At 54.1% G+C, this 24365-nt stretch carries 23 protein-coding genes; 14 read left to right on the plus strand and 9 right to left on the minus strand.

All coding sequences use genetic code 11. The annotated features are described in order from the left end of the window. The 8 genes from ACMGGM_RS01970 (at position 1) to ACMGGM_RS02005 (ending at position 8868) form a co-directional block, all read left to right on the plus strand. Positions 1 to 1590, plus strand: coding sequence for a methyl-accepting chemotaxis protein (locus ACMGGM_RS01970; protein ID WP_045134032.1), 1590 nt, complete (start codon positions 1 to 3; stop codon positions 1588 to 1590). An 86-nt stretch (positions 1591 to 1676) separates the two neighbouring features. After that, positions 1677 to 2579: a glutaminase B gene (gene glsB / locus ACMGGM_RS01975; protein WP_176602036.1), complete on the plus strand. Its 903-nt coding sequence runs from the start codon at positions 1677 to 1679 to the stop codon at positions 2577 to 2579. Then, positions 2579 to 2941, plus strand: a complete 363-nt coding sequence (locus ACMGGM_RS01980) for a DUF4186 domain-containing protein (protein ID WP_023337293.1) — start codon at positions 2579 to 2581, stop codon at positions 2939 to 2941. The genes glsB and ACMGGM_RS01980 overlap by 1 nt, the downstream gene beginning before the upstream one ends. Positions 2942 to 3048: 107 nt before the next feature. Continuing rightward, entirely contained in the window at positions 3049 to 4497 is a 1449-nt protein-coding gene (locus ACMGGM_RS01985) for a GGDEF domain-containing protein (RefSeq protein ID WP_047345025.1), read from the plus strand. Positions 4498 to 4608: 111 nt separating this feature from the next. Further along, positions 4609 to 5574 (plus strand): sensor domain-containing diguanylate cyclase, encoded by a 966-nt coding sequence (locus tag ACMGGM_RS01990; RefSeq protein WP_023337295.1) that lies wholly within the window; start codon positions 4609 to 4611, stop codon positions 5572 to 5574. Positions 5575 to 5656: 82 nt separating this feature from the next. Beyond that, positions 5657 to 6184, plus strand: a complete 528-nt coding sequence (locus ACMGGM_RS01995; RefSeq protein ID WP_023330421.1) for a GNAT family N-acetyltransferase — start codon at positions 5657 to 5659, stop codon at positions 6182 to 6184. A gap of 116 nt (positions 6185 to 6300) precedes the next feature. Continuing rightward, complete coding sequence (locus ACMGGM_RS02000) at positions 6301 to 7752, plus strand: tagaturonate reductase (RefSeq protein WP_023330422.1); 1452 nt, start codon at positions 6301 to 6303, stop codon at positions 7750 to 7752. A 201-nt stretch (positions 7753 to 7953) separates the two neighbouring features. Continuing rightward, on the plus strand, positions 7954 to 8868 hold the full coding sequence (locus tag ACMGGM_RS02005) for a bestrophin family protein (protein WP_045134028.1): 915 nt from the start codon (positions 7954 to 7956) through the stop codon (positions 8866 to 8868). Here ACMGGM_RS02005 and ACMGGM_RS02010 read toward each other — a convergent pair. Further along, positions 8856 to 9404 (minus strand): GNAT family N-acetyltransferase, encoded by a 549-nt coding sequence (locus ACMGGM_RS02010; protein ID WP_014883841.1) that lies wholly within the window; start codon positions 9402 to 9404, stop codon positions 8856 to 8858. The two genes, ACMGGM_RS02005 and ACMGGM_RS02010, sit on opposite strands and share 13 nt — an antisense overlap. A 238-nt stretch (positions 9405 to 9642) precedes the next feature. Here ACMGGM_RS02010 and ACMGGM_RS02015 point away from each other — a divergent pair, with 238 nt between their 5' ends. The 5 genes from ACMGGM_RS02015 (at position 9643) to ACMGGM_RS02035 (ending at position 14631) form a co-directional block, all read left to right on the plus strand. After that, on the plus strand, positions 9643 to 10083 hold the full coding sequence (locus ACMGGM_RS02015) for a GNAT family N-acetyltransferase (protein WP_045134027.1): 441 nt from the start codon (positions 9643 to 9645) through the stop codon (positions 10081 to 10083). A gap of 146 nt (positions 10084 to 10229) precedes the next feature. Then, a complete protein-coding gene (locus ACMGGM_RS02020; RefSeq protein ID WP_023330426.1) occupies positions 10230 to 11225 on the plus strand; it encodes an alpha/beta fold hydrolase in 996 nt (331 codons plus the stop codon). A gap of 44 nt (positions 11226 to 11269) precedes the next feature. Further along, positions 11270 to 12010: a response regulator gene (locus tag ACMGGM_RS02025; protein WP_014883845.1), complete on the plus strand. Its 741-nt coding sequence runs from the start codon at positions 11270 to 11272 to the stop codon at positions 12008 to 12010. Further along, positions 12007 to 13305 (plus strand): ATP-binding protein, encoded by a 1299-nt coding sequence (locus ACMGGM_RS02030; RefSeq protein WP_023330427.1) that lies wholly within the window; start codon positions 12007 to 12009, stop codon positions 13303 to 13305. The genes ACMGGM_RS02025 and ACMGGM_RS02030 overlap by 4 nt, the downstream gene beginning before the upstream one ends. Positions 13306 to 13440: 135 nt before the next feature. Further along, entirely contained in the window at positions 13441 to 14631 is a 1191-nt protein-coding gene (locus tag ACMGGM_RS02035; RefSeq protein WP_023330428.1) for a cytochrome c biogenesis protein/redoxin, read from the plus strand. An 8-nt stretch (positions 14632 to 14639) separates the two neighbouring features. Here the strand turns inward: ACMGGM_RS02035 and tam are convergent, their stop codons facing one another. Both tam and ACMGGM_RS02045 read right to left on the minus strand, forming a co-directional pair. Then, complete coding sequence (gene tam, locus ACMGGM_RS02040; protein ID WP_014883848.1) at positions 14640 to 15398, minus strand: trans-aconitate 2-methyltransferase; 759 nt, start codon at positions 15396 to 15398, stop codon at positions 14640 to 14642. A gap of 83 nt (positions 15399 to 15481) precedes the next feature. Beyond that, entirely contained in the window at positions 15482 to 16066 is a 585-nt protein-coding gene (locus ACMGGM_RS02045) for a GDP-mannose pyrophosphatase nudK (protein WP_014883849.1), read from the minus strand. 86 nt (positions 16067 to 16152) lie between these two features. Between ACMGGM_RS02045 and ACMGGM_RS02050 the strand changes: the two genes are divergently transcribed. Continuing rightward, the gene (locus tag ACMGGM_RS02050; RefSeq protein WP_014883850.1) at positions 16153 to 16914 is read left to right on the plus strand and encodes a DeoR/GlpR family DNA-binding transcription regulator; all 762 of its coding nucleotides are present in this window, start codon (positions 16153 to 16155) and stop codon (positions 16912 to 16914) included. Positions 16915 to 16946: 32 nt separating this feature from the next. Here the strand turns inward: ACMGGM_RS02050 and ACMGGM_RS02055 are convergent, their stop codons facing one another. From ACMGGM_RS02055 to cusF, 6 genes are all read right to left on the minus strand, one after another. After that, a complete protein-coding gene (locus ACMGGM_RS02055) occupies positions 16947 to 17309 on the minus strand; it encodes a DUF4406 domain-containing protein (RefSeq protein ID WP_063943142.1) in 363 nt (120 codons plus the stop codon). 143 nt (positions 17310 to 17452) lie between these two features. Further along, positions 17453 to 17902 (minus strand): PACE efflux transporter, encoded by a 450-nt coding sequence (locus tag ACMGGM_RS02060; RefSeq protein WP_045134025.1) that lies wholly within the window; start codon positions 17900 to 17902, stop codon positions 17453 to 17455. Positions 17903 to 18200: 298 nt separating this feature from the next. After that, positions 18201 to 19505, minus strand: coding sequence for a type II toxin-antitoxin system HipA family toxin YjjJ (yjjJ, locus tag ACMGGM_RS02065; RefSeq protein ID WP_063943334.1), 1305 nt, complete (start codon positions 19503 to 19505; stop codon positions 18201 to 18203). Positions 19506 to 19549: 44 nt separating this feature from the next. Next, positions 19550 to 22726: a Cu(+)/Ag(+) efflux RND transporter permease subunit SilA gene (silA, locus tag ACMGGM_RS02070; RefSeq protein WP_063614284.1), complete on the minus strand. Its 3177-nt coding sequence runs from the start codon at positions 22724 to 22726 to the stop codon at positions 19550 to 19552. 10 nt (positions 22727 to 22736) lie between these two features. After that, positions 22737 to 23987, minus strand: a complete 1251-nt coding sequence (locus ACMGGM_RS02075) for an efflux RND transporter periplasmic adaptor subunit (RefSeq protein ID WP_414149089.1) — start codon at positions 23985 to 23987, stop codon at positions 22737 to 22739. Between the two features lie 11 nt (positions 23988 to 23998). Then, entirely contained in the window at positions 23999 to 24340 is a 342-nt protein-coding gene (gene cusF, locus ACMGGM_RS02080; RefSeq protein ID WP_045134022.1) for a cation efflux system protein CusF, read from the minus strand. Positions 24341 to 24365: the final 25 nt, after the last annotated feature.

The raw sequence follows: 24365 nt of genomic DNA on the forward strand, positions 1-24365 counted from the left end.
ATGAACCTAACGCAAATTTTTCGTCGTATTGCGCAGCGCTGTATCCCACGTCAATTTGGCCTGCTGACGGGGATCTTTTGTATTATTGGCCTTTTCTCCGCACTGCAACTCTCCTCATCTTTTCTGCTTAACGCCTCCCTGAAGGACGCTCAGCGCAACGAGCGGCAAAATCTGCTGGCGTATCAGCAACAGAGCAAGCTTGATCTGGCGCGGGTCTCCCTGCTGGCGGCAAGCGATCTGCTTAACCGCTCCGGCGTCTGGTTTATGCAGGATAAAGAGACCGGTTCAGAAGGAAGCTGGCACAGTCTGATGGATGAGGCGCAAGCGTCGCTGGCGGTTTCTCAGCAGGCGTGGCAAGCCTGGCGGGCACTCAATCCGCCGGAAGATGAGGCCCTGGTGAACAGCTATCAGCTTTTTTACGGTGCCATTAAAGAGCAATCGGAAGCGCTTGTCAGAAACCACACCATTGATGCCTTTTTTGCTGTCCCGGCCCAGGCGTTTCAGAGCGACTTCAACGATAACTACGCCCGTTATCAGCAGGCCAGCGAGAAGCAGGCCATGCAGGGGCGTCAGGGACTTATGACGCAGATTTCAAGGCTGCAGACGTTGTTCCTGTTTGCGCCGGTTTTACTGCTCGCCATCGCCGTTGCCGTCTGGTTCGGCATGTCCAGGTGGGTGATCACGCCGTTACGTCGACTGATTGCGCATATTAACCAGCTGGCAGCCGGAGATCTTTCCGGTACGCCGCCTGCCGTCAGGCGTTTTAATCGTGAGACGGGGCAGCTTAGCGACAGTATCGCCACCATGCAGCACGGTCTGCAGCAGCTGGTGACCCAGGTCAGCCATGCCACGACCGCAATGGTTGAAAATATCGGCTCCCTGGCGCAGGGGAATCAGAAGCTGTATCAGCAATCGGCGCGTCAGGCAAAAGAGCTGGAAGAGGTCACGACCCATATCGCGACGCTGGAAACGCATGTGGAAGGGAATACCGGCTACGCCAGACTCGCCAGCTCGCGCGCGGACGAAGCGCGTCAGGCCGCGGTAGGCGGTGACCAGATGATGTCGACCGTGAATGCGTCCATGCAGGCGATCGTCGAGCGATCTTCTGAAATGCGCGGGATCGTGGCGATGATCGACAGCGTGGCGTTTCAGACCAATATTCTGGCGTTAAACGCCGCCATTGAAGCCGCCCATGCCGGTAACCATGGACGCGGGTTTGCCGTTGTCGCCCGGGAAGTCGGCCTGCTTGCCAGAAAGAGTAGCCACTCAACGCAGACCATCCAGGAACTTATCAATCGCTCTTTGCAGGGCATTGAAGACGGATCCCGGGCGGTGAATTTAATGGAAGACAATTTGCAGCAGGTCACCGGTCTGGTCGGTAACTTAAGCAGTTTGCTGAATGAAATCTCAACCGCTACGCTCAGCCAGGGGGAGAGCATTCACCAGATGACGCGTCAGCTTCAGGCGCTGAATCAGGTTTCCCGCCAGACGGATCTGCTGGTTTCTGACGCCTCAGAGGCCTCTGAGCGACTGCAAAAGCAATCCGATCTTTTATTGCAGGCCGTTTCGCGTTTTCGTCTTAGCGCCTGACGCAATACATAAGCCTCTGTTATACTCGCAGCCCGTTTTAGCCTGAGGGCAAGGAGCAAAGAGTGGCTGCGGTCATCCATAATGAGATGCTGGACGAGATTCTGGCGCAGGTTCGTCCGTTATTGGGAAAGGGTAAGGTTGCCGACTATATTCCGGCTCTTGCCTCGGTCAGCGGGAATAAGCTGGGGATTGCGATCTGTACCATCGACGGACAGCGATACCAGGCAGGGGATGCCACTGAACGTTTTTCGATTCAGTCAATTTCGAAAGTGCTGAGCCTGGTTGCGGCGATGCGCCAGTACGAGGAAGACGAGATCTGGCAGCGTGTCGGTAAAGATCCGTCCGGCCAGCCTTTCAACTCACTGCTTCAGCTTGAAATCGAGCAGGGTAAACCGCGTAACCCTTTTATCAATGCCGGGGCGCTGGTGGTCTGCGATATGCTGCAAAGCCGTCTCAGCGCACCGCGTCAGCGAATGCTGGAGATTGTTCGTCAGCTCTCGGGCGTTGACGATCTTGCCTATGATTCGGTAGTGGCCCGCTCGGAGTTTGAGCACTCCGCCCGTAACGCGGCCATCGCCTGGCTGATGAAATCCTTCGGCAACTTTCATAACGACGTGGCGACCGTACTGCAAAACTACTTCCACTACTGTGCGTTGAAAATGAGCTGCGTTGAGCTGGCCCAGACGTTCCTGTTTCTGGCGCACCAGGGGCACGCGCCGCATCTCGATCAGGACGTCGTTTCCCCACTGCAGGCGCGGCAGGTCAACGCCCTGATGGCGACCAGCGGCATGTATCAAAACGCGGGCGAGTTTGCCTGGCGGGTTGGGCTTCCGGCCAAATCCGGCGTTGGCGGCGGAGTCGTGGCGATTGTGCCGCATGAAATGGCGATTGCCGTCTGGAGCCCGGAGCTGGATGAAACGGGAAATTCACTTGCCGGTGTGGCGGTGCTGGAGAAACTGACCCAACGTCTGGGACGTTCCGTATACTGATGTCCGATCTGGATCCGCTTTTTTCCCGCCTGGCGCGATCGACGTTTCGCTCGCGCTTTCGTTTAGGCAATAAAGAACGGCAGTACTGCTGGGACAAAGGACCCGACACCATTGACCAGCATGCTGCGGATTTCGTTAAAAAACGCCTTGCACCGGCGCAACCTGCCAACGACGGTAAACAGACGCCCATGCGCGGTCACCCGGTATTTATCGCCCAGCATGCCACGGCGACCTGCTGCCGGGGCTGTCTGGCAAAATGGCATAATATTCCCCAGGGCGTGCAACTGACTGCGCAGCAACAACATTATATCGTCAGCGTGATCCACCACTGGCTGGTGATACAGATGAACAGCCAAATTTGACGAGTTATGATCCTGTTGTAATTGTGTTATAGATGCAGGTTAAGTTAGTCCCGATCATGCTGACGACCGCAATATTTGCCATAAGCATTCATATGGAATGATATTTAATGCGTTCTGCTCTCACCGCCTTCAGGTTGTTCCAACCCGACACGCCGCTGCGTAATGCCTCGGCGATATTTATTCTCACCACTCTCTTTTATTTTGTGGGCGCGGAATTGCGGCTGGTCGAGGCCTTATCCCTGTTCTGGCCGCTGAATGGCGTTATGGCAGGGATCTTTGCCCGTTATGTGTTTCTGCATCGCCTGCATTACTACGCGGTATGTTATGTCGCGATGCTGATGTACGACGCGGTGACGACTAACTGGGGAATGGCCTCGGTGGTCATAAACCTGTCTAATATGATCTTTATCGTCGTTGTCGCCGTGCTGGTTCAGCGTGACAGACGGTTGATGAAGAAAACCCCCGATCCGCTCAACGCATTACGGCTGTTTAACTACTGCCTGATTGCTGCGCTGCTGTGTGCCTTGCTCGGTGCGTTCGGGTCCGTGGGGATAGACAGTCATACCTTCTGGCCGCTGTTTGCCGACTGGTTTAGCGAACAATTCTCCACTGGCGTACTCGTTGTGCCGTGCATACTTACCCTCGGTTTGCCGGTGCGGGAACTCAGGGTAAATCTGGAGAAACTGTTACCGATCGTCGCGCTGGTTGTTTCGGTGGCTGCCTCGGTGGTGATTGGCGGAGCGGGAAGCCTCGCATTTCCGCTGCCTGCGCTTATCTGGTGTGCGGTACGCTACTCGCTGCCTGCGACCTGCCTGCTGACGTTTATTACAGGGGCGATTGAAATCATTCTGGTCGCCAACTCCATCATAAATATCGCCGTGGCGACGCCGCTCTCGACCCCGATGATGTTTTCTGCGCGGCTGGGTATTGCCACGATGGCGATCTGCCCGGTGATGGTCTCCGTCAGCATGGCGGCGATTAATTCCCTGATCCGTCAGGTATCCCTGCGGGCGGATTATGACTTTCTGACCCACGTCTACTCGCGTTCCGGGCTTTACGAGGCGCTAAAACGCGAAGAAACGCACCGTCATCCACGTTTTCTGACCGTCATGCTGCTCGATATTGATTACTTCAAAAGCATCAATGATAACTACGGTCATGAGTGCGGCGACCGCGTGCTGGCATCCTTTGCCCGCCAGGTTCAGCAGGTCGTTGGTGAAGACGGGATGGTGGCCCGCATGGGGGGAGAGGAGTTTGCTGTGGTCGTTAATTCGGGCGATGAACAACACGGCTATGCACTGGCGGAACGTATCAGGAGTACCGTGGCCAGCCATCCTTTCACCTGGCGTCAGCAGACGCTTTATCTGACGGTCAGTATTGGCCTTGGAAGCGGAAAGGCGGAGTCATGGCAGTTGACGGAGGTCTTCAACAAGCTGATGGCCGAGGCGGACGATCATCTTTATCGTTCAAAAAAGGCGGGTCGAAATCGTACCAGCGCCCGGCTGGCGGATGAGCAACTTGCCGCCAGTGCCGGGAGTGAAACTGAGCTGCGTTAATCGTTATAAGGCATTGACGTGAATTAGATAGCGGCTTAACAGGATATTCGCACACTGACAATGTCTCTGTTTAAGCTACGCTTTGAGTAACGCTTTACGTCAGGAGACATTATGAAAGCACCTGCAACACCTGAAAATGAAACAGACCGACTTCACTCGCTGCGCGAATCGGGTCTGCTTGAGATCGACAGTTCCCCGGCGTTTGACCGCTTAACGCGCCTGGCGAAACGCTTTTTCCAGGTGCCACTGGCGATGGTCAATCTTATTGATGAGCACTCGCTGATCGTGAAATCGGCGGATGGACAGGCACCCGGTTCCGTTCCGCGTAACATATCTTTCTGTGGCCATACGATCCTCGCTGAAGCTCCGCTGGTGGTAGGGGATATGCGTCAGGATGACCGGTTCGCGGATAACCCGCTGGTGGCCGGTGAGCCCGGCGTGCGTTTTTACGCGGGCTTCCCGCTGCGCTTACGAGACGGCGCAAGCGTTGGCTCGCTTTGCCTGATTGATTACGCTCCTCGCGAGTTTTCAGCGGCCGATCTCGCCGTACTGGGTGACCTGGGCGCGCTGGCTGAGGATGAGTTTGCCGCCATCAGCGCGGCGACCACGGATGAGTTAACCGGGTTATTCAACCGACGCGGCTTTAATCAGCTTGTGCGGTTCACGCTTTCCATTGCCCGACGCCGTGCTGAGCCGTTGACGCTCGGATGGCTGGATCTGGATCGGTTCAAGGAGATTAACGATCGTTACGGGCATGAGGAGGGGGATAAGGCGCTTAAAGTCATGGCGCAACTGATGCGTACCTCTTTCCGTGAAGCGGATCTGCTGGTTCGTTTCGGTGGCGATGAGTTTGCGGTGCTGTTTGCCGACACGGATGAGCAGGGGGCGTGGATTGCCATGCAGTATCTCGCCGAGCAGGTCGAAAACTACAATGCGCGCAAGTTACACCCATGGTCGCTGAAGTTCTCCTGGGGGCTGAGTGAATTTGATCACAACAGTAACGACCTGCAAAAGTGGCTCAACGATGCCGATGCAAAAATGTATGCCATGAAGCAGCAGCGGCAGCGCGGGCGGTGATATAACAAAAGCGTATGACTGACCCGATTGCGTTAAGAAAATGTTAAATGCAAAGTGTGGGTATTCAACGTAAGGACAAACAATGAATACCTCACTGCATATCCAAAACTTCACCCGTGACGACATTCTCACTCATCTTGATGCGCTGGCCGGGATCCTCGAAAACTGCGTGAGCGGCGGCGCATCCGTCAGCTTCATGTTGCCGTTTAGCCTCGAGAAGGCCCGTTCATTCTGGCTCGGTATTGCTGAAAGCGTAGGGCGCCATGAGCGCGTTGTACTTGCCAGCGTTGATCCCCAGCTGGGGGTTATCGGAACGGTGCAACTGATTACCGACCAGCCAGAGAATCAACCTCATCGTGCCGATGTGGCAAAACTTCTGGTACATGAAAAAGCGCGTCGCAAAGGGGCCGCGATGGCGCTGATGGAAGCGCTTGAGGCTGAAGCCCGCGCCAGAAATATTTCGGTTCTGGTACTCGATACCTCCACCGGCAGCGGCGCTGAGACGTTTTATCAGCGTGCCGGCTGGCAAAAGGTCGGTGAGATCCCGCGCTACGCCCTGATGCCGGACGGTGCCATGACGGCGACGTCCGTGTTCTACAAATTCTTATAATTTTCGTCACAACCACGCCGTGAATTGATCGAAACAGGGTTCCTGGTCGGAAAGTTTTGATAAGTTATCGTACCAATCTTATCAGGCTGTATGACTAATCATAAAAGGAACCCATTGTGAACACGCTTAACCGTCGTGATTTTCCCGGTGCTCAATACCCTGAACGCATCATCCAGTTTGGTGAAGGCAACTTCCTGCGTGCGTTTGTCGACTGGCAAATTGACCTGCTAAATGAACATACCGATCTCAATGCCGGTGTGGTTATCGTTCGCCCCATTCAGAGTGCTTTCCCGCCCTCGCTGAGCACCCAGGATGGCCTCTATACCACCATCATTCGCGGCCTGAATGAGCAGGGCGAAACGGTAAGTGAGAGCCGTCTTATCCGCTCGGTTAACCGGGAGATCGACGTCTACAGCCAGTATGATGCGTTCCTGAAACTGGCCCACAACCCCGATATGCGTTTTGTCTTCTCGAACACCACCGAGGCCGGGATCGGCTATCACGCGGGTGACAAATTCGACGATGCGCCTGCCGTGAGCTATCCGGCGAAACTGACGCGCCTGCTGTTTGAGCGCTTCAGCCACTTCAATGGTGCGACCGATAAGGGCTGGATCATCATTCCGTGTGAGCTGATAGACTACAACGGAGACGCCTTGCGTGAACTGGTCTTGCGTTATGCGCAGGAGTGGGCGCTGCCTGCCGCTTTCATCCAGTGGCTAAATGAAGCAAACCATTTCTGCTCAACGCTGGTTGACCGTATCGTGACCGGTTACCCGCGCGATGAAGCGGCCGCGCTGGAAGCTGAGCTGGGATATCACGATGCGTTCCTGGATACCGCAGAACACTTCTACCTATTTGTTATTCAGGGGCCTGCATTCCTTGCCCGAGAACTGCGTCTGGATAAGTATCCGCTTAATGTGCTGATTGTGGATGACATCAAACCCTATAAAGAACGTAAAGTCGCCATCCTGAATGGTGCGCATACGGCACTGGTGCCGGTAGCGTTCCTGGCGGGGCTGGATACGGTCGGTGAGGCGATGAATGATGCCGATATCTGTGCCTTCGTCGAAAAAGCGATTTATCAGGAAATTATTCCGGTCCTCGATCTGCCACGTGATGAACTGGAATCGTTCGCCAGCGCGGTAACAGGGCGTTTTCGGAACCCTTACATCAGACACCAGTTGCTCTCGATTGCGCTCAACGGCATGACTAAATACCGCACCCGCATTCTGCCGCAATTGCTGGCCGGGCAGAAGGTCAGGGGGCAGTTACCATCCCGTCTGACGTTTGCGTTAGCGGCCCTGATTGCGTTTTATCGCGCGGAGCGTAACGGGGAGGGCTATCCGGTACAGGATGATGCGTACTGGCTGGAATGCTATCAGCAGTTATGGGCGCGGCACCGCGATAATCAGATAAGTACCCGTGAACTGGTGCAGGCTGTGTTGAGCGAGAGAGAGCACTGGGAGCTGGACCTGACGCAGGTGAACGGCCTGGTGGACCAGGTGACGCTGGATCTTGATGCCATTCTGCTGAAGGGAATGCGCGCAGCGGTGAAACCACTTTGCTAATCACGTCACCCGGCTGCGGCCGGGTTTAAATAGAATCTATTTTAGTTACAACATACTATTGACTCCGTTTTTAAAAAAGAGAATCAGCACCGTGCATGTTTCGCTTTGTAGATGGGAAAATGCAATGTCCCGTTAACATGCTTGCAACCGTGAGGGGGATCACGTTTAATAGCCACGCTCTTTTCTTGCCTGAAACTCACTATGATTGTTCGTCCTAAACAGCACTGGCTACAACTGATTTTTGTCTGGCACGGTTCGGTACTTCCCAAAATCTATACCCGACTGCTGCTCAACTTCCTGCTTTCTATCGCCGTGATCCTGATGCTGCCGTGGTACACCTCGCTGGGCATCAAATTTACCGTCGCGCCCTTCAGCATTCTCGGCGTGGCGATTGCTATCTTTCTGGGTTTCAGAAACAACGCCTGTTATTCACGTTACGTCGAGGCTCGACTGCTCTGGGGGCAGTTGATGATAGCGGCACGCTCGCTGTTTCGCGAGGTAAAAAACACCTTGCCTGACGATAAATATTTGGGTGAGTTTGTCCGCCTGCAGATTGCCTTTGCCAACTGCCTGCGTATGACCTTGCGCCGGGAACTGAACGCTGAAGAACTCGCTCGTTATCTTGCTGCGGATGATTTACGGCACGTGATGGCTGCCAACTCGCCGGCCAACCGTATTCTACTGATCATGGGGGAGTGGCTTGCCGTGCGGCGGCGTAACGGTCAGCTTTCGGACATTCTTTTCCATAGCCTGAACAACCGCTTGAACGACATGTCCATCGTCCTTTCCGGCTGCGAGCGTATCGCGACGACGCCAGTGCCGTTTGCCTATACGCTGATTTTGCACCGCACGGTGTATCTGTTCTGCATCATGCTGCCGTTCGCGCTGGTTGTGGACCTGCATTACATGACACCGTTTGTCTCCGCGCTGATCTCTTACACCTTTATCTCGCTGGATACCCTGGCAGAAGAGCTGGAAGATCCATTTGGTACGGAAGATAACGACCTGCCGCTGGACGCCATCTGCAACAATATGGAACGCGATCTGCTGCAGATGAACGATGAAGAGAACATTCCGGAAAGGCTGATGCCAGATAAGCATTATCAGCTGACCTGACGGGCGTTCCACTCGTCGCGGGTGATCTCCCACAGTTCGGAGTCAAGCATACCGCTGACGTAGGCTTTCTTTTCCGTTCTGACAAGCCGCATGCCGCTGCTGTCTGAAATACGACGTGAGCGGCTGTTGGCGGCGGCCTTCGGCGCACGCAACACCGCTTTGTTCAGCGTATTGAACCAGTAATCCGTCGCCGCAATGCTCGCCTCCCGCATATAGCCTTTACCCTGAAACTCCGGTGCAAGCCAGAATCCGCGGTTGTTATCTTCAATATCGTACAGGCAGATAATACCCATGAGTTCATCCGGTACTTCGCGACGCCGGATGCTCCAGAACCAGGCAATCCCTTTTGCCATATCGGGCAGCGCCACGTTGTTAACATAATTTTCCGCACCGTTATCCGGGTAAGGCCAGGGCACCGAAGAGACCATATAACGCACGATCTCCCAGCGCGGATAGAGCTTCTGTATCTGGACAGCATCTTCGGCAACCAGCGGTTTTAACAGTAAGCGTTCAGTCGTGAGCGTAGGTATTGTCATCCGCGGATCTCCGTATTTAAGCGTTATGTTTTTGTTTGGGTTCTGTTATCTTGCCGGGTGGCGCTGCGCTTACCCGGCCTACATTTTCCTAAATATCAATAAATTGCACATTTCATTGTAGGCCCTGCAAGCGTAGCGCCGCTGGGCGAAACACACAAAACGCACAGGCGTATTTTTCTGGGCTTATCCAATATTACACTGCTTAGAAATGATGATTAATTTATATTGCGAGGAACACATGTCAGTTACGGTAAGACCGCTACGCGAAGATGATTATTCTCAATGGCGACCGCTGTGGGATGGCTATACCCATTTCTATGAGTGCTATCTAGAGGAATCCGTTACCGCATCAACCTGGGAGAGGGCGCTCTCAGCGCAATCGTCGATGTTCTGCCGCGTGGTAGAGAAGGACGAAAAAGTGATCGGTTTCGCAATGTGTATTCTGCACGAAGGAACCTGGTCAACAGCGCCCATTTGCTACCTGGAAGATCTGTTTGTTGATGCTGCTGAACGCGGCGCGGGGGCGGGCAAAGCGCTTATAGATGCCCTGATTGCAGAAGGTAAGCGTGAAGGGTGGTCAAAACTGTACTGGGTCACCCGGGAGAATAACCCGGCGCGTAAACTCTACGATCAATACGGTGAGGCCGACGATTACGTTCGCTATCGCCTTTCCCTTTAAGGCTAAAACGCCTGTGTTTGTATCACACTGTATCTGTTTTCCTGATACATACACAGGCTTGCAATAAACCCGCTTTCGCACATATCCGCTATACATTGAGGTGTTGTTATATCCCCGTGAATTGAACTCAATCGGAGACACCAAATATGTTCAGCAAACTCGCTTACTCGACCCTTGCTCTGACCGTTTCTCTTGGCACCGTGATGTCCTGTCAGGCCGAAGTCACCGGCACCAGCTTCACGGCAGCCTTTGACCACCCGCAGCAAATTAACGCCGGCGACCTTAACGTCGGGTATGTCGACATCGGCCCGAAAGACGGTCAACCGGTCATTTTATTACACGGCTGGCCCTACGATATTCACAGCTATGCTGAAGTCGCTCCCGCACTCGCGGCAAAAGGTTACCGTGTCATTGTGCCTTCTCTGCGCGGCTACGGCACCACTCGCTTCCTGTCAGCTAAAACCCCGCGCAACGGCCAGCCGTCTGCGATGGCGAAAGATATTGTTAATCTGATGGACGCCCTGAATATTAAACAGGCCGTATTTGCAGGCTACGACTGGGGTGCCCGCACCGCGGACATCGTTGCGGCGCTGTGGCCAGAACGCGTTAAGTCACTCGTTTCGGTGAGTGGGTATCTCATCAGCAGCCAACAGATTGGCAAACAACCGTTGCCGCCAAAAGCAGAGCAGCAGTGGTGGTATCAGTTTTACTTCGCCACCGAGCGCGGTGCGGAAGGCTACGCTAAAAACACGCATGACTTCGCCCGTTTGATCTGGTCGCAGGCCTCACCGGACTGGAAATTTAGCGATGCAACCTTCAACGCCAGCGCCAAATCGCTCGATAATCCGGATCACGTCGCGGTGACGCTCAGCAATTACCGCTGGCGCTTAGGGCTGGAAAAAGGTGAGCGCAAATACGACAGCTACGAACAAAAACTGGCCGCGCTGCCGAATATCACCGTACCAACGATCACCATCGAAGGCGGAAATAACGGGGCACCGCATCCGGCACCACAGGCCTACGCGGGTAAATTTACCGGTAAGTATGAACACCGCACCTTTGGGGCGACAGTGGGTCACAATCCACCTCAGGAAGATCCGCAGGATTTCGTTAACGCTGTGGTCGACGCAGATAAACTCTGAAATGTGCTATTTTCAATACGTTACCCTTCAGTCTGGAGATTTCGGTGGAGCATATTGACCATATCCTTGTCGTCGATGACGACAGGGATATTCGTGAACTGATTGTCGACTATCTCGTTAAGTCCGGTTATCGCGCCTCCGGCGCGGCCAACGGCAAGGAGATGCGCGCCGTGCTGGATAAACAGCATATCGACCTGGTGGTGCTGGACGTCATGATGCCCGGCGATGACGGTCTTACGCTGTGTCGGCAACTGCGTGTCGGCAAACATAAAGATCTGCCTATCCTGATGCTGACGGCGCGTAATGAGGAGACGGACAGGATCCTGGGGCTGGAGATGGGCGCGGATGATTACGTTGTGAAGCCTTTTGTTGCGCGCGAATTGCTGGCGCGAATCAAAGCGATTTTACGCCGTTTTCGTACAATGCCGCCCAATTTACAGGTAACAGAAGCAGGGCGACTGGTGACGTTTGGTGAATGGGAGCTCGATACCGTTGCCCGCCACCTGATAGACCCGGAAGGGGTGATTGTGGCGCTCAGCGGGGCGGAGTATCGCCTGCTGCGCGTTTTCCTCGATCATCCTCAGCGCGTGTTGACTCGCGATCAACTGCTCAACCTGACGCAGGGGCGCGACGCCGAACTGTTTGAACGTTCTATCGATCTGCTGGTCAGCCGGGTACGTCAACGCCTGAATGAAGATGCGCGTACACCCGCCTATATTAAAACCGTGCGCAGCGAGGGCTATGTGTTTACCATGCCGGTCACGATCAAAGAGGCGAACGAATGAGGTTCTGGCCACGCTCACTGTTGGCCCGTTTGCTGATCATTGTGCTTCCCGGCCTGTTGCTGGCCAACGCCCTGAGCCTGACGCTGGTCATGATAGAACGAATGCACAGCGCCCGCACGGTGATGCTCGGTAACCTGGAATACGATGTCGCGACCAGCGTGGCCATTTTAGACCGCTTGCCGGCCACTGAACGGGCGGCCTGGCTGCCGCGCCTTGAGCGGGGTAACTATCGTTATATCCTCGGTCCGGGTGAGCCGGGCAACGCACCGACGGATATGCGTTCCCGGGATGCCATCCGTACCCTAAAAGCGACACTGGCAGCACAATACCCGCTCAGCTTTACGGCTGTTCCTGGCGCCATTTCACATATCCAGGCGCATCTTACGTTACACGACGGCGCGCCGTTGACCATTGATCTGATCCCGCGCATGCCACCGGTCGCCAGCTGGCTGCCCGTTGTTCTCATCCTGCAACTGTTGCTGCTCGCGGCCTGCTCCTGGTTTGCCGTGCGGCAGGTAGTGCGGCCTTTTTCACAGTTTACCCGCGCGGTTGACGCCCTGGATCCGGCGGCCAATACGCCAATGACCGAGAAAGGGCCGCTTGAGGTACAACGGGCTGCCCATGCCTTCAACGCCATGCAGGCACGTATTCAGTCTTATCTCCGGGAACGTGCGCAGATTCTGGCCTCCATTTCGCACGATCTCCAGACGCCGATTACCCGCATGAAGCTGCGGGTCGAAATGGCGGAACACCCTGAACTGCGCGACAAGCTCATGGATGACCTTGATAATATGTCGCGTCTGGTGCGCGAGGGAATTGCCTATGCCCGGTCATCAGAATCACTGGAAGAGACATCGCTGAAGCTGGAACTTAATGCCTGGATAAACAGCATCGCCTGTGATTATCAGGACATCGGTAAAAACGTGCAATTTCAGGCGGGCGAATCCCGTTTGCCGATTGTCACGCGTCCGCAGGCGCTTCGCCGGGTGATGACCAACCTGCTGGATAACGCCCTGAAATTTGGCGAGCGCGCCAACATTGTCATTGATGATTCATCCGCCAGTGAGGTGGTGATCCACATTATTGATGGCGGCCCGGGAATACCCGATGCCGAACTGGAGGCCGTATTGCAGCCGTTTTATCGGGTTGAAACATCGCGCAACCGTGATACCGGTGGAACCGGACTGGGTCTGGCAATTGCTGCGCAACTGACCGCACAGCTGGACGGCAAGCTGAAGCTGGTGAACCGCGCCGAGGGCGGGCTGGATGTCTCCGTTACGCTCCCACGACGTTAATTGTATGGCTTTGTATCTGCCTTCCGGGAAGATACAGAGCCAGACAAAACCCGCGCTTTTACACATATCCTGAACACATCCGCACGATGAAATAGCCTCACTGCAGCGTCGCAGGACTTGTATCGTGAGGTCTCTATGTTTTTGATAATTGCTTTTCTGGGCGGGATGATAAGCCTGCTCAGTCCATGTACGCTCCCGGTTATTCCCCTCCTGTTTGCCGGTTTTCAGGGGCAAAGACGACATATTATGGCACTGCTCGCGGGGATGATCGTGATGTTCACCCTGGTTGCGATGGTTGTCACCGTCGCCAGCGAGTGGATAGCTGAAGCCACCGTCGTTGGACGCTGGATCGCGCTTATCATTCTGGCTACGGCCGCGCTGGCGTTAATTTTTCCCTCCTTTGCCCAGCGAATTGCCGGGCCAGCAGTCAGCGCGGGAAACGTCCTGAACACCCGAAGCGGACAAACACGCGGCATGGCATCTGCTTTTCTGGCCGGGCTGGCGGTCGGGTTGCTCTGGTCCCCCTGCGCAGGTCCCATTCTGGGGGCGATATTCAGCCTTAATATTGCGGGACATTCAGCCATCGCGACAGGGGCGTTACTTGCCGCCTACGGCAGTGGATGCGCGTTAATGCTGGGTTTACTCGTTCTCGGAGGCCGCACGCTGATGGCACCACTGAGAGCAAAATCGGCGCTGATGGCGAAGCTTCGCCAGGGGGCTGGCGTGGTGATGTTAGCGGCTGTCGTCTTTAACGCGACCGGAATGACGTCTGTTCTGAAAGGCGCAAATGGGGTGGCGGACCGTCTTGAAACCACGCTGCTGAATCTGGCAAAACCCGCTACACAAGCGGTGAAGCTCCAGCCGGTGGTGATGACCGAGCCGAGTAGCCAGCTGCCGTCGTTGAGCGGTGGAACAGGGTGGATAAACGGTGACCCTGTCACGTCTGAATCGCTGCGCGGGAAGGTGGTCCTGATTGATTTCTGGACCTGGGACTGCATTAATTGCCAGCATACGCTTCCGCATGTGCGCGACTGGGCCACAAAGTATCAGTCGGAAGGTCTGGTCGTGATTGGGGTTCATACCCCGGAATATCCGTGGGAGAAACCGATTTCGTCGGTAAAAAATGCGGTGAATAAATGGCAGCTGCCGTATCGGGTTGTGACGGATAATAATTACCAAATCTGGAATGCTTTCGGCAACCAGTACTGGCCAGCGCATTATTACTTTGATGCTAAAGGGCAGCTGCGCTACACCTCCTTTGGGGAGGGAAATTACGATAAACAGGAACAGGTGATTCAACAGCTGCTGAAAGAAGCCCGTTCCTGATTACCGCCTCAGGGTTGACGCTGAGCAACCATAAACAACCGAGGAAAAGCCAGCAGTATCTGCCCGTTTTCCTGGAGCGGATACTGCTCTTCCAGTAGTTCATGGTAGCGTTTCAGGAAACGTTTCTGTTCGTGCTCGTTCAGTTCCTGGAGCCATGGGCGTAACCCGGTGGCGCTGACCCAGTCAATGATGGCCTGATGCGAGCGCATTTTATGGAAATAGGTCGTCCGCCAGATATCCACCTCACACCCGGCTTCGGACAAAATGTCATAGTAGGCATGGACCCCAGGCAGCGGTTCTCTACCGCGGTCAGGATAGTCTTGCTCCAGGGCCACTTCGCGCATGGCTACGTGAGTAGGCTCAAGCCAGTTGTCCGGCATCTGGATCGCCAGGACGCCATTAAGCGCGAGGAGAGAAACAAGGTGAGGCAGAAGATCGTAATGGTCTGGAACCCATTGCAATGAGGCATTGGCATAAATCAAATTCAGCGCCTGGTCCGGCTTATACTGGCGGATATCGGACTCAACAAAGCGGCAGCCCGGCAGCGCACTGCGCGCCTCTTCCAGCATGGCAGGCGAGTTATCGACCCCGGTAATCTGTGCGTTCGGCCAGCGATGGCGCAACAGCGCCGTGCTGTTTCCCGGACCACAGCCCAAATCGGCGAGGGTGGCGACGTCATCCAGTGGGATTCTGGCGAGTAGCTCAGCGGCAGGACGCGTGCGTTCAGCACCGTATTGCAGATAAAGAGAAGGGTTCCAGTCGGCCATCTTTAGATCTCCTTTTTGCGTGTACCAGCAAGGATAGCACAGGCCGGCACCTGCACCGGGACAGGTGCCGCAACAAGGTCAGATTACAGAATGCCTTTCAGTGCAACATGATAGAGCAGCATGATGGTTTTCCCGTCAACAATCATGCCCGTTTCAATGCCCCGCAAAGCGTCCTCAAAGGGGAGCTCCAGCACGTCGATATCCTCACCCTCCGCTTTGATACCGCCGCCTGCGCTGGTTTTATCCTTTGGCTGATATTCGGCAAGGTAGAAGTAGAGTTTCTCCGTAACGGAACCCGGGCTCATATAGGCTTCAAAGATTTTCTGCACGCTCGACACCTTAAACCCGGTCTCTTCTTCCGCTTCTGCCTTTATTCGGCTCTCTGGATCCATATTGTCGAGCAGGCCCGCAGCAGCCTCGATCAGATCACCCTGATGACCATTGATAAAGACCGGGAAACGGAACTGGCGAGTCAGAATCACCGTTTTTTTATCACGGTTGTAGAGCAGAATAGTCGCGCCATTCCCCCGGTCATAGACTTCACGTGTTTGTCGCTGCCATTCGCCATCGCGTCGTTGATGGTCAAAGGTATATTTTTTGAGTAAGTACCAGTTATCTGACAATATTTCATCGTTAATGATGCGCACATCTGCACGTTTCGATTGCACGTTTTGTCCTCCTTACGTAGAGTAACGATCAATAACAGCATTAACGTGCAGTTTCAAGATTTATCATGCAATATCAGGAATCCAGAATGCTCACCAGTCAGCGAAAACAATTGATACTAGAGAAGCTCGGCGCCGAAGGCCAGGTCCAGTCTAAAGCGCTCAGCATTCTCTTTGATGTCTCTGAGGACACCATCCGGCGTGATTTACGCGAGCTGGCGGCAGAAGGGCGTTTACAGCGTGTTCACGGCGGTGCGCTGCCGTCGTCTTCCGCTATTGTACCTTTTGCAGAGCGTCAGTCCGTTAAAATGGATGCCAAAAGAAAGGTAGCGCAGAAGGGCGCGCAGCTGATTTCTTCGGGCCAGGTAGTGATCATTGACGGTGGAACGACCACCTCTGAACTGATTACTTTCTTACCGCCTGATTTGCGTATTACCGTGGTGACGCACAGTCCGAGCATTGCTCTGGGGCTGGTTAATCATCCCGCTATTGAAGTGATTCTGATTGGCGGCCGTTTGTATAAACACTCGATTGTTGCAGTCGGCGCGGCGGCCATCGAAGGTATCGAAAACATTCATGCCGATCTGTTCTTTATGGGCGTGACCGGGATCCATCCGGAAGCAGGGTTGACCACGGGCGATTTCGAAGAGGCGTGCATCAAACGTGCATTTTCCGGCAGAGCGGCCGAGACGGTTGTTCTGGCTTCACCGGAAAAAATCAATACGGCGTCATCGTTTGTGATTGGGGACGTATCCTTAGCGAATACCCTTGTCGTCGAAGACGATACCGATCGTGGCTGGGTGCATACGCTATCCGAAAAAGGGGTATCGGTCGTACTGGCTTCCTCATGAGCCAGTCAGATGACTGACTGGCACGGTCATCGTTAAGCCTGAGGAATGCTCTCCAGCGTAGTATAAATCGTGAGGCCAAGTTCCCTGGCCACTTCAATGTCCATATCCGCCCCCTTAGACGCACCGGCAATCCGATAAATCGCATCGCATTTTGCGATGAGCCGGTGAGCTACGGGGTAAAGCATTGATTCTGCGATGTCATCTCCCAACGATGTCGAGCCCACGGCCTTCGCCAGCGGCAGAGCCAGCCATTCGCCAATGACCGGAACGTGACCACGCTGGTATACGGCTAATGCGGCGTTTTCGAGACGCGCAAGATTCTCATCAATGCGCGCCTGAAGGCCATCGGTGCCGCTTCGATAGGGGCCGGCAATTAAAATGAGCTGTTGTGTCATAGATACCTCTGTCAGTGTGATTGCATGAAGTTGCACGTTTGCAGACAATATCTTACGAGATTACCGCCGCGTTATGAAATGTTTTCGTGCATTATCGTGCAAAATCATGCATGACAAAGCATGTAATCACTTAGGCAGAAGGGCTATTGCAACGAAGCCGAACGCCTCCGTCCAACGAACATCCAACGCAGGTAATCGTATAGCCAGTTAAACAGCATTGTGTATGGCAGGAAAAACAGCACCAGTCCAATCTCAACGAAAAATGCCTCAGTGAGGGGTAAATCCAGCATAACCATCGCAACGGGGATTAAGGTGATGATCAGTCCTGTTTCAAAACCCACCGCATGGATAGCACGAACAAGGAAGGTTCGTTGAAAGCGGTATTTTTTCTGCAGCGAGTCAAAGAGTTTATTAAAAACAAAATTCCATGCCGTCGCGGTCAGTGCAGATATCACGGACAGCGAGCCAGACTGAAGTATCGAAACGTTCATCAACCAGGCAAGCGACAGCGCGATGATAACGTTAGCTATGACTTCAAAAATGACAGCATGGAAGATTCGTTCTTTAACGCTTTTATTTAATTCAATTTCCATTTGCTCAGGGCTGCGTTTTCCAAAAGCCGAAGTATATCAGGCATCGTTCAACTTTTTCTAAACACGCAGGATTGAAACTCTGAGCAAAAGCGGAAGGCACTGTGAGATGGTCAACGGAGACGCTTTCAGAGACTATCAGCATTCAGGACAATGACAGCCACGAAACGCCAGATTTCGCCTTACCTAATGCAAGTGCGCATAATGTATATTATGTTAAATACAATATTGAGACACTCCAGGTCTCCATACCTTCTGTGATATCTTCCTTAGTCCATAAAAATGCATCTCTCCATGCGCATCATCCCAGGCGCGCTATCCTCGCCCCCGCGTCGTCAATATGTGCGCGTAACGCCACCATGCATGGCGTAAAACTGGCAGAGAAACGGTCGCAATTGCTGGCCAAAGCATAAAAACGCTCAGCCAGTTCCAGCGCCTCGTGCCAGGTATCTCCCTCTATCACCTCAGGAAGCGATGCCGGACGAAGCGTATTCACCATTCCGCCACCTGACTTAGGTGCAAATCCCATGGGCAGCATGTCATAGGCTGGCGCAAGATGGTAAGGTCGGCCATGCGCGCTGATGAACGACAGATTACCGTGGTGCATGTCGGTATTGCCAATCAGCATGCCAAACGCCCAAAGCCGTGCCGTAGCGGCCACCGCATCAGGGTGAACGCAGCCCTGCTTTACCAGCTCATTAACCAGCACGGGCCATGTCTCTCTCGCCCGGCCGACAAATTCCGCTTCCAGCGCTCGTAAAGAAAAGAGACCATTGCGACCAAGCGCGCCTGTGCGATCGAAGCGCGGGATTTCGAGGAAGCGCTGTCCGCCAAAATCAAACACCTCTGTTTCGACGCCGAGCACCTTTAATGCAACGTGTTCCGCCAGCAACAGATCCCGCCAGCGTTCGCTAATAGGGTTATCGTCCGGCGCCGTGAATTTCACGATGACGTGACCTCGTTCTGTATAGGTGCAAAATTTGGGTTGTTCACCACCAGCGGAGGAACCCGGCACCTCTCCGGAGCTAACGGCCAGCGCCAGCGCCGGGTATGCCGTGGGCCGATCCACGGCTACAGGCGACGGCATCTCCACAAAATGGTTCCGCGCCTGTTCACCTATTAACAGATTCCCCACCGCATCGTGTCCGTGTGCCAGCAATGCCCTGATAACATCCGAATCACTCCAGCTCTCTGGATTTGCCGGCAGGCCCAGTTCGAATGAAAATCGGGAGGCATACGCGCGGCCAAGATATCCCTGGGGCCGCATGTCAAACAGCCACCACGGCAACCCGTCGCTATGGAGGCAAATACCGTCCGTTTGCTCCATTACAAATCCGTCTGGATAAACCGGAACGAGTCTGCCCAGCGGTTTAACCTGGCCCTCTTCCGTTATGCGGTAAATGGGGGCCGAACTGAACCCCCGACGCGTATCGCGTAGCACATAGTGAATAGATGGACCGGAGCCGATCCGAACAACCTCATCGCCAAGTGCTTTAATCGCCCTGGAGATGGTTGGCTGGCTAATACCCATAATATCAATTAGTTGTCTTACCGATATTGGGCCTTGCCTCAGCAGTTGTCGTAACGTTTCGGATCGGTTTATCATCGTAGTGAATCGCTTTATGAATAGCATATTGAATAGCTAACTTATCAGGTATTGGGCCCCCTGTCATCTTCGCGAACGATTGTCGCTGAGTTATGCCTGCGCAACCAAATCAACTTGTAAGCCGCAGGAATGATAAACAGCGATAACAGCGGCGCTGTGATCATCCCGCCGATCATGGGCGCCGCTATCCGGCTCATGACTTCCGAACCGGCACCAGTCCCCCAAAGTATTGGCAGCAGGCCCGCAATGATCACCGCGACGGTCATGGCCTTTGGCCGCACACGGAGCACGGCACCATGATATAGTGCTTCATCAAGCCCTTGTTCTGTGAACGTTTCCCGACGGGACAGTTCCGGTTGCGCTTCAATGGCATGACGTAAATACATCAGCATAACGACCCCAAATTCCGCTGCGACCCCGGCCAGGGCGATAAATCCGGTTCCGGTTGCGACTGACATATGGAAACCCTGCCAGTAGAGAAACCATATTCCACCGACCAGGGCGAACGGCAGACTCATCAGGATCAGCATTGCTTCATCCACGCGACGAAACGCCAGGTAAAGTAAAATGAAGATGATCATCACCGTCATCGGTACCATCAGTTTCAGCTTCTTATTGGCATGTTCGAGAAGCTCAAATTGTCCGGAGAAAGACACGCTGGTACCTGGCATCAGCTTCACGTTCTGACTGATGGCCGTCTTAATGTCGTTCACCACCGATACCATATCCCTGCCCCGTGCATCGATGTAAATCCAGCTGGCTGGCCGGGCATTCTCCGTTTTCAACATCGTGGGGCCGGAAACAACCTTAATATCAGCCACATCGCCCAGCGTGATCTGCTGTTTCATCGGCGTCAGGATAGGCATCTGTTTTAACGCATTCGGGCTGCTCCGGTAGTCCTGAGGATAACGAATATTGATCGGGTAGCGGGCGACGCCTTCCACCGTTTCACCTACCGTTGCGCCGCCAATGGCCGAAGAGACAAACAGCTGCACATCGCCCACCGTCATTCCGTAGCGGGCGGCTTTTTCCCGGTTAATATCCACATCAATGTAACGCCCGCCCTCCAGGCGTTCCGCCAGAGCAGACACCACGCCGGGCACCGTTTTGGCGACCGCCTCGATGCGCTGCGCCGTGGTGTCGATATCAGACAGAACGGTACCGGACACTTTGATACCTATCGGGCTTTTGATCCCGGTGGAGAGCATATCAATGCGGTTACGAATAGGCGGAACCCACAGGTTAGCCAGGCCAGGCAAACGAACGGTGTTATCCAGTTCGTCAATAATCTTGTCAATCGTCATGCCGGGCCGCCACTGATCCTCTGGTTTGAGCTGAATCGTGGTTTCCACCATTTCAAGCGGTGCGGAATCCGTTGCCGTTTCTGCCTTACCTGTCTTGCCGAAAACAGACGCCACTTCAGGCACCGTTTTGATGAGTTTGTCCGTGGTTTGCAGGAGCGCCGCCGCTTCTGCCGGAGACACACCGGGCAAGGTCGAGGGCATATACAGCAGGTCGCCTTCGTTGATCTTCGGTAAAAACTCACCGCCCACCTGGCTCAGCGGCCAGATAACCGTGAAGATAGATAAGGCTGCAACCAACAGGGTGGCTTTTGGCCAGTGGAGAACCCTGATCAGCAGCGGATGATAGGCGTTAATCAGCAGCCGGTTCAGCGGGTTACTGTTCTCTGCGGGGATTTTTCCGCGGATCCAGAAGCCCATCAGGATGGGGATAACGATGATGGCGAGCATGGCCGCCCCCGCCATGGAGTACGTTTTCGTGAAGGCCAGTGGACCAAACAGTCGCCCTTCCTGTCCCTCAAGGGTAAAGATGGGAATAAACGATAAGGTGATGATCAGCAGGCTGATAAACAGTGCGGGCCCCACTTCCACAGAGGCATTGGTGATCACCTTCCAGCGGGTGGCGTTGTCGATCTGCTCTTCCGGATGCTGATGATCCCACTCTTCCAGCCGTTTGTGCGCGTTTTCAATCATCACAATGGCCGCATCCACCATCGCACCGACGGCAATGGCAATGCCCCCCAGCGACATGATGTTGGCGTTCAGTCCCTGAAAATGCATCACAATAAAGGCAATACACAGGCCGAGCGGCAGAGAGACAATCGCCACCAGCGCAGAGCGGACATGCCAGAGGAACAGCGCACAGACGATGGCCACCACGATAAATTCTTCAATCAGCTTGCCGCTCAGGTTATCGATAGCTCTGTCGATTAACTGGCTGCGATCGTAGGTCGTCACAATCTCGACGCCTTCCGGCAGGCTGGCCTTCAGCGTCTCCAGCTTATCCTTCACCGCCGTAATGACTTCACGCGCATTTTTGCCCGAGCGCAGGATCACCACGCCACCCGCCACTTCCCCCTGCCCGTTCAGCTCAGCAATACCGCGGCGCATTTCCGGCCCCGTTTGTACGCGAGCAACATCGCGCAGGTAAATCGGGACACCGTTCTCACTGGTTTTCAGCACGATATTATTGAAATCGTCTATCGTCTGTAGATAGCCGCTGGCCCGGACCATATACTCTGCTTCCGCCATTTCAACCGACGATCCCCCTGCTTCCTGGTTCGACGACGCAAGGGCCTGCTTAACCTCCGGCAGGCTTATGCCGTACTGGGCCAGTTTTAACGGATTGACCTGGATCTGATACTGCTTAACCACACCGCCAACCGATGCCACTTCAGCCACGTTGGGGATGGTTTTTAACTCAAATTTCAGGAACCAGTCCTGCAAAGAGCGCAATTCTGCGAGATCGTGCTTACCGGAACGATCGACCAGCGCATATTCAAATATCCAGCCCACCCCCGTGGCATCCGGGCCAATTTCTGAACTCACGCCAGCAGGCAGTTTGCCCTGAACCTGGTTCAGGTACTCCAGTACGCGCGACCGGGCCCAGTACAAATCAGTACCGTCTTCAAAAATGACATACACATACGAATCACCAAACTGAGAAAAACCGCGCACGGTTTTGGCACCCGGTACCGACAGCATGGTGGTAGTGAGCGGATAGGTCACCTGATTTTCAACTATCTGCGGGGCCTGGCCAGGATAGCTGGTTTTGATAATCACCTGAACGTCAGACAGGTCGGGCAAGGCATCGACCGGTGTGTTGATGATGGTCCATGCGCCCCAGATGCTAAGAAACAGCGCCCCCATCATCACCAGGAAACGGTTGGCGACGGACCGCCGGATAATCCATTCAATCATCATCGTCCCCTTAATGACCTGAATGCGTGTTGTCTGCTGTTTCAGCGTGACGCATGCGCTCCAGCGCGCCGGTAATATTGGCCTCGGAGTCAATCAGGAACAGACCGCTAACCACCACCGTCTCCCTTTCGTTGAGGCCTGAACCAATACCGGACTGCTGCTGAGATTCATGCAGAACGTGGATCGGTTTCGGCACAAAATGCCCCTCTTCATCGACGGTAATCACGCGCTGTTCCTTGCCGGTATCAATAACGGCCTGGGACGGGATCAACAGCATCTCCGGACTTTGCGTATTCAGTTTGAGATACGCATTCATGCCCGGTTTCAGACGCTCGTCTTTGTTGGAGACCTGCAGGCGCACCTGCAGCGTACGGGTGCTGGGATCCACGCTCGGCAGAAGGTTCCATTTTTCAACCGGGAAGGATTTATCAGGGTAAGCGGGTACTGAAATCTCAAACTGCGACGTGTCTTTCAGCAGATAAGCAATAGACTCAGGGACCGCCGCGCCGATCCAGACCGGATCCATCCCCTGAATTTGAGCGACCACCTTATCTTTTGAAATATTCATGCCGGTGCGCAGGTCAAACGCCGTGATAACCCCGTCAATGGGAGCCTTGATGGTAAATCGGGTCTGGATAGTTCGGGTCGCCCTTAGCTTCTGAATATCTTCATCCGGCATCCCGGCCAGCCGAAGACGTTCAAGTACGCCTTTGATTTGCACAGGCGTTCCACCGGTACCGGATAACAGCAAAAACTCACTCTGCGCCTCTACCCAGTCCGGAATGGTGATATCAATCAGCGGCGTGCCTTTCCTGACATGGTCGCCGATCGTCAACGGGTATACTTTCTCAACGAAACCTTCCGCGCGCGCCTGCACAATAACAAACTGATAGTCGTTATAACTGACATTGGCTGGGATCGTCTGGCTATAATTCAGCGTTCCGCGGGTGACTTTTTGCGTTTTTAACCCCAGGTTCTGGACCTGCGTGGGGTCAATGCGTATTCCGGCACCGCTTTTATCATCATTTTCATCCGCATATTTTGGCACCAGATCCATATCCATAAACGGTGATTTGCCAGGTTTATCGAATTTAACGTCTGGCTTCATCGGGTCATACCAGAAAAGTACCTTTCTTTCAGAAACCTGATTTTCTGGTTTTGCAGAGGCGTGAATATGCTGCCATGCCGTGACGGATATCAGCCCTCCTGCAATAAGGCTGCTGACTATCATGGCAGCGTATTTTATTTTTAAAGATGCCATGCTACTTCTCGCTATTTAATGCTCTTCAGTAAAGAGATATTGCCCTGCTGGACAAACGAAAAATCAACGTGGCTACCGACTTTCAGGGCCGAAATACTCTCGTCAGCCTGAAGAAAGGTGAAGCGCATCGTCATCGCGGGCCAGCCCACCGCCGGGATAGCATCATGGGCAATAGTGACTTTTTTACTCGTGAGATCAATATCCTTGATAATGCCGGTCCCCTTAATAATCTGCTCTGAGGTTCCGTCACTGGCAACATTCATTCCTGCGTGCTGATGAACCTCGGCCTGAAGGCTGGCAGAAAACATTACGGCGATCGCACCGAGTACAACGGTTTTAAGTGAATTACGCATTTTTACTTTCCTGTTTAATTAAATG

The sequence above is a fragment of the Enterobacter sp. BNK-14 genome (assembly GCF_047456095.1).
GTDB classification, from domain to species: domain Bacteria; phylum Pseudomonadota; class Gammaproteobacteria; order Enterobacterales; family Enterobacteriaceae; genus Enterobacter; species Enterobacter kobei.